A 4,990-nucleotide genomic window follows, 5' to 3' on the forward strand; every position below is an offset into this window, starting at 1 on the left:
GGCCGGACGGGCCACCGGGGGCGGGCGCGTACGGGTTGCCGGGCGGCGGGCCGAAGGCGCCCGAGGGCTGCCCGCCCCGCTGGTGCGAGCACGAGGCGGATCCGAAGGCCCGGTCCACCGAGCGCCGCAGCTCGTGCACCAGGAGCACGTGCGCCAGCGTGCCGTCGGTGAATTCCGCGTCCCGCATCGCGAGGCGTACGCCGTGCAGCGCGTCGTCGCACAGGCGGCGGGCCTCGGCGAGCGGCGTGCCGGTCGCGGTGAGCGGGTTCCAGGCACCCGACGCGGCGTCGGCCTCGCGGTCCTCCACGGCGTCCAGCAGATGGGCGAGCCGCCCGAAGAGCCGCCCGGCCTCGGCCAGCGGCTCCGCGTTCTGCGGCCTGCCCGCGAGCACGGCGGTGTGCGCGAAGGCCGCGGCCGTCGCCGTCTCGGTGGGTTCGGTGACCGTCAGCAGCGGGGTGCCCGGCCCGGCGAGGGACTCGATACCGGTCTGCCGGTCGACGGCGTCGACCAGGAGCGCCGTGTCGAAGCCGAGCTCGGCTCCGGTGCGCGCCCCGGCCCTGTCCCAGCCCGCGGCGATCCGGCGTGCGGCGGCGGCGACCGGCCGCCGCTTCAACAGCCCGTCACGGTCGGCCACATGGTCGCGCACCTTCGCCGACGCCAGCACGAGCGACACGGCCGCGGCGAGCCTGGCCCCCTCGCCGCGGGCGACCGGAGCGGTCCGCATCGAGCGCAGCGGACAGGGGCCCGCGGTGCGCCGCTGTCCGGCCGCACGCCCGGACTGAGCCTCCGTCAGGACCGAGACGATCAGCCCGTCGTAGTTCGTCACGACCCGGGCGAACTGCCCGTGGTCCGCGCGAAGAGCCAGACACAGACCGCAGAGATGGGCCATCCACTCCGCCTTGAGCCCTTCGGACAGCCGATGGGTACATGGCCTCACGATTCCGAACACGACGGTCCCCCGGGAGTCGTTCACCTCACGGGCCGCGCGCCCGTGCGATCTGCGCGGCATGCATCGTATCGACCGGTCCGTTCACCCATACGCCCGCCATGTCACCCGTACGGACGGAGCATCATATTTTCACTCCGCAAGCCCCCTTATACGGCACCAACCCTGACGAATCGCCACATGTTCTGCACCAGTAGCGTCACGAATCGCCCGGGGGACGTCTATCCCCTTGGCGCTGTATCCGCATCATGGACGACCATGGGGATAGGAAAGAGATGCGGAACACCAACGAACCGCGGTGAGAGGAGGCGTCCATGGGATCGGTGCGCAAGGCAAGTGCCTGGCTGGGCCTCGTGGAGGACAACGACGAGCGGTACTACGACGACGAGTACTCCGAGGAGGCCGAGACCGGCACGCATCAGCCATGGGTGACCGATCCCCGCGTGCAGGTGGTTTCCGAGGAGGCCGAGGACACGGGGCGCCGGATCGCCACCGTCGCCCCGGACAGCTTCCGGGACGCGCGCGCGATCGGCGAGCTCTTCCGGGACGGTGTGCCGGTGATCGTCAACCTCACGGCGATGGACCCCACCGACGCGAAGCGCGTCGTGGACTTCGCCGCGGGACTGACCTTCGGTCTGCGCGGCTCCATCGAGCGCGTGGCGACCAGGGTCTTCCTGCTGACCCCCGCCCACACCCGGATCGTCACCGGCGAAGCCGTCGGCCGGCCGGCCGACGGCTTCTTCAACCAGAGCTGAGCAGGGCGCTCGCCGGAGATTCCTACCGGAAGGCGTCCAGGCCGGTGAGCGCCTTGCCCAGCACCAGCTGGTGCATCTCCACGGTTCCCTCGTAGGTGAGCACCGACTCCAGATTCGTCGCGTGCCGCATCACCGGATACTCCAGCGAGATCCCGTTGGCGCCGAGGATCGTGCGCGAGGTGCGGCAGATCTCGATCGCCTCCCGCACGTTGTTGAGCTTGCCGAAGCTGATCTGCTCCGGGCGGATCCTGCCCGCGTCCATCCGGCGGCCCAGATGGTGGGCGAGCAGGATGCCCTTGTGGAGCTCCAGGGCCATGTCCGCGAGCTTGGCCTGGGTGAGCTGGAATCCGCCGATGAGCCTGCCGAACTGCTCGCGGGACTTCGCGTAGTCCAGAGCCGCCTCGAAGCTCGCCCGCGCGGCGCCCATGGCCCCCCAGACGATCCCGTAGCGCGCGTGACTGAGACAGCTGAGCGGGCCGCGCAGCCCCGTGGCCCGGGGCAGGACCGCGTCGGCGGGCAGCCGCACACCGTCCAGGACCAGCTCACTGGTGACCGAGGCGCGCAGAGACCACTTGTGCCTGATCTCGGGGGCGGAGAAGCCGGGGCTGTCCGTCGGCACGACGAAGCCGCGGATCCCCTGGCCCTCGCCCGCCTCGCCGGTCTGCGCCCATACGACGGCGACCCCGGCGACCGACCCGTTGGTGATCCACATCTTGCGGCCGGTGAGGATCCAGTCCGACCCGTCCCGCACGGCGTGCGTCCGCATCCCGGCGGGGTCCGAGCCGTGGTCCGGTTCGGTGAGGCCGAAACAGCCGATGGTCTCACCGGCGGCCATGCCGGGCAGCCACCGCTGCTTCTGCTCCTCGGAGCCGAAGCGGTGGATGGCGTACATGGCGAGGGAACCCTGGACGGAGACCAGGGAGCGGATGCCCGAGTCGGCGGCCTCCAGCTCCAGACAGGCCAGGCCGTACTGGACGGCGCTCGCCCCGGCACAGCCGTACCCCTCCAGGGACATGCCCAGCGCGCCGAGCGAACCCAGCTCGCGGGCCAGCTCGCGGATGCCGGGGAGTTCACCGTTCTCGTACCACTCGGCGATGTGCGGGAGGACCCGGTCGGCGGCCCAGGTACGCACGGTGTCACGGATCGCGAGGTCCTCGGGGCCGAGGAGGTCGTCGATGCCGAGGGGGTCACCCGGATCGAACGGCTGCCTCTCGCTCTTGAGCGGCTCCGACGTCTCCGGCGGCTTCGCGGACTCGGTGGTGGACATGGGTGCCTCCGGCGGCTCGCACGGTACAGAAACGCGCCGCACCACTAAAACTAGCAGTGGTAGTTACGGCGCCGTACCGACGTTACGGCTCAGCGTGCTGATCGTCCAGACCCCGTGGCCTCGGCCGGTTCGCGTCGGCCGGGGCGGGGAGGAGGAGGCCTCGGGACGTCCGGCGCCCGGAGCGAAGGGGCGTCGCGGCAGGACGCGGATCCGGAGGTTCCGGGCCCCGCGGCCTGCTCCGGCACGACGGCCGCCGCCTCCTGGCAGGCGCCCTTCGCCGGAGGGCAGTCCATGCCCCGCGGCAGACGCAGTGCCGCCAGCGCCCCGAGCAGCAGCAGGCCCGCACTGACCAGCAGCGTGACGTGCAGACCGTCGACGAAGGCGCGCCGGGCGGTGTCCCGCAGGAGCTCCCCCATGGGGCCGCCCAGCCGGCCGGCCACCTGGTAGGCCTCGCCCAGCGAATGCGCCGCCGCCGATCCGGCGGCGGCGGGCACGCCCTCCTCGTGGAGCCGGGAGAGCCCGGGCGCGTAGGCCGCGTTCATGACGCTGCCGAGCAGTGCGATCCCCAGGCCCGCACCGAGCTGGTACGAGGTCTCGCCTATCGCGGCCGCACCGCCCGCCCTCTCCGCGGGTACCTCGCTCAGCATCGATTCGTACGCCCCGAACAGCGTGGACTGCAGCCCGAAGCCCAGCAGCACGAAGCCGGCGGTGAGCAGTACCGGCCGGTCGTGCTGGCCCATCAGGGTCAGCAGGAGCACCGAGGCCGCCGTGAGCACGAAGCCCCAGCCCACCATCCGGCGGGGCCCGATGCGGCTCAGGGTGTACGAACCCGTGGCGCCGGCCGCCATCGCGGCGAAGGTCAGCGGCAGCAGCCGCAGGCCGGTCTCCAGCGGACTCAGGTCCAGGACCAGCTGGAGGTACTGGACCGCGATCAGTTCCAGCCCGACCAGCGCCAGCATGGCGAGCACGATGCAGCCGACCGCGGTGGTGAAGGCGGGCCGGGAGAACATCGCGATGTCGATCAGCGGATGGGCGCGCCGCTTCTGCCTGCGCACGAAGAGGACGAGCAGTGCGGCCCCGGTGAGCAGCGGGACGAGGGTGGCGGGGGCCGGCAGGCCCTCGCCACCGCCGATCCGTTTGATCCCGAGCACGACCCCGAGCACACCGGCCGCGGCCGTCAGGGCTCCGAGCACGTCCCAGGGGCCGTCGTCCTCGCCGCGGGACTCGGGCAGGAGCAAGCGCCCGACCGGAAGGATCAGCGCCATGAGCGGAATGTTGATCAGGAAGACGGAGCCCCACCAGTAGTGCTCGACGAGGAATCCGCCGATGACCGGGCCGGTCGCGGCGCCCACCGCGGCGACCGCGGTCCACACCCCGATGGCCAGCGCCCGCTCGCGGCGGTCGGGGAAGACCTGGCGGAGTATCGACAGCGTGGCGGGCATGATCATCGCGCCGCCCACGCCGAGCAGGGCACGCGCCGCGATCAGTACGCCGGCGGAGTCGGCCGTCGCCGCGAGCGCGGAGGCGACGCCGAAGAGGGCGTAGCCGAAGAGGAGGACGCGCCGTCTGCCGATCCGGTCACCGAGAGTGCCGAAGAGGATCAGCAGCGAGGCGCAGACCAGCGGGTAGGCGTCCACGATCCACAGCAGGCCGACGGCGCTGGGCCGGAGGTCCTCGGTGACGGCGGGGACGGCGACGTGCAGCACGGTCGCGTCGAGGGCGACCAGCAGCAGACTGAGGCAGAGGACGACCAGGACGGCCCAGCGGTCGGCACCGCCGGCTGCGGCGCGCAGCCTGCTCACGGCCGTGGACGTCCCTGTCATGTACGTACCTCCCACAATGAGTCCCTCGCGCTCGGCAGACCTGCTGGGGAGCCGGCTCACGGAGTCCCCCGGGCCCGGCATCGACGGGCGAGTGAGCCGTCAGCGTACGCGAGTCCCAGGTGGTCACGCGTGGTGCAGCTCATACGTTCACAAGCCGCCGGGTGTGGGGTACGCCACTCGGCGCCCGGCATCCGGGGCG

The 4,990-nt window shown here is 72.1% G+C and carries 4 protein-coding genes; 1 reads left to right on the forward strand and 3 read right to left on the reverse strand.

Features of this window, described 5'->3' with window-relative positions; translation table 11 throughout:
* On the reverse strand, positions 1-949 hold a 949-nt coding region (locus VN520_RS27155), incomplete at its 3' end, for a DUF5685 family protein (protein ID WP_325749588.1).
* A gap of 311 nt (positions 950-1,260) precedes the next feature.
* Here VN520_RS27155 and VN520_RS27160 point away from each other — a divergent pair.
* Positions 1,261-1,701: a cell division protein SepF gene (locus VN520_RS27160; protein ID WP_325749585.1), complete on the forward strand. Its 441-nt coding sequence runs from the start codon at positions 1,261-1,263 to the stop codon at positions 1,699-1,701.
* 22 nt (positions 1,702-1,723) lie between these two features.
* Here the strand turns inward: VN520_RS27160 and VN520_RS27165 are convergent, their stop codons facing one another.
* Together VN520_RS27165 and VN520_RS27170 are read right to left on the reverse strand one after the other, a co-directional pair.
* Positions 1,724-2,968 carry an acyl-CoA dehydrogenase family protein gene (locus VN520_RS27165; RefSeq protein WP_325749586.1) on the reverse strand — a complete coding sequence of 415 codons (1,245 nt, stop codon included), beginning with the start codon at positions 2,966-2,968 and terminating at the stop codon, positions 1,724-1,726.
* An 89-nt stretch (positions 2,969-3,057) separates the two neighbouring features.
* Complete coding sequence (locus tag VN520_RS27170) at positions 3,058-4,791, reverse strand: MFS transporter (RefSeq protein WP_325749587.1); 1,734 nt, start codon at positions 4,789-4,791, stop codon at positions 3,058-3,060.
* Between the last annotated feature and the right edge of the window lie 199 nt (positions 4,792-4,990).

The sequence above is a fragment of the Streptomyces sp. genome, assembly GCF_035563135.1.
Lineage (GTDB): Bacteria > Actinomycetota > Actinomycetes > Streptomycetales > Streptomycetaceae > Streptomyces.

Coding starts and splice junctions, on each gene's coding strand:
- VN520_RS27160 (WP_325749585.1), top strand. CDS start 1,261: ATGGGATCGGTGCGCAAGGCAAGTGCCTGGCTGGGCCTCGTGGAGGAC.
- VN520_RS27165 (WP_325749586.1), bottom strand. CDS start 2,968: ATGTCCACCACCGAGTCCGCGAAGCCGCCGGAGACGTCGGAGCCGCTC.
- VN520_RS27170 (WP_325749587.1), bottom strand. CDS start 4,791: ATGACAGGGACGTCCACGGCCGTGAGCAGGCTGCGCGCCGCAGCCGGC.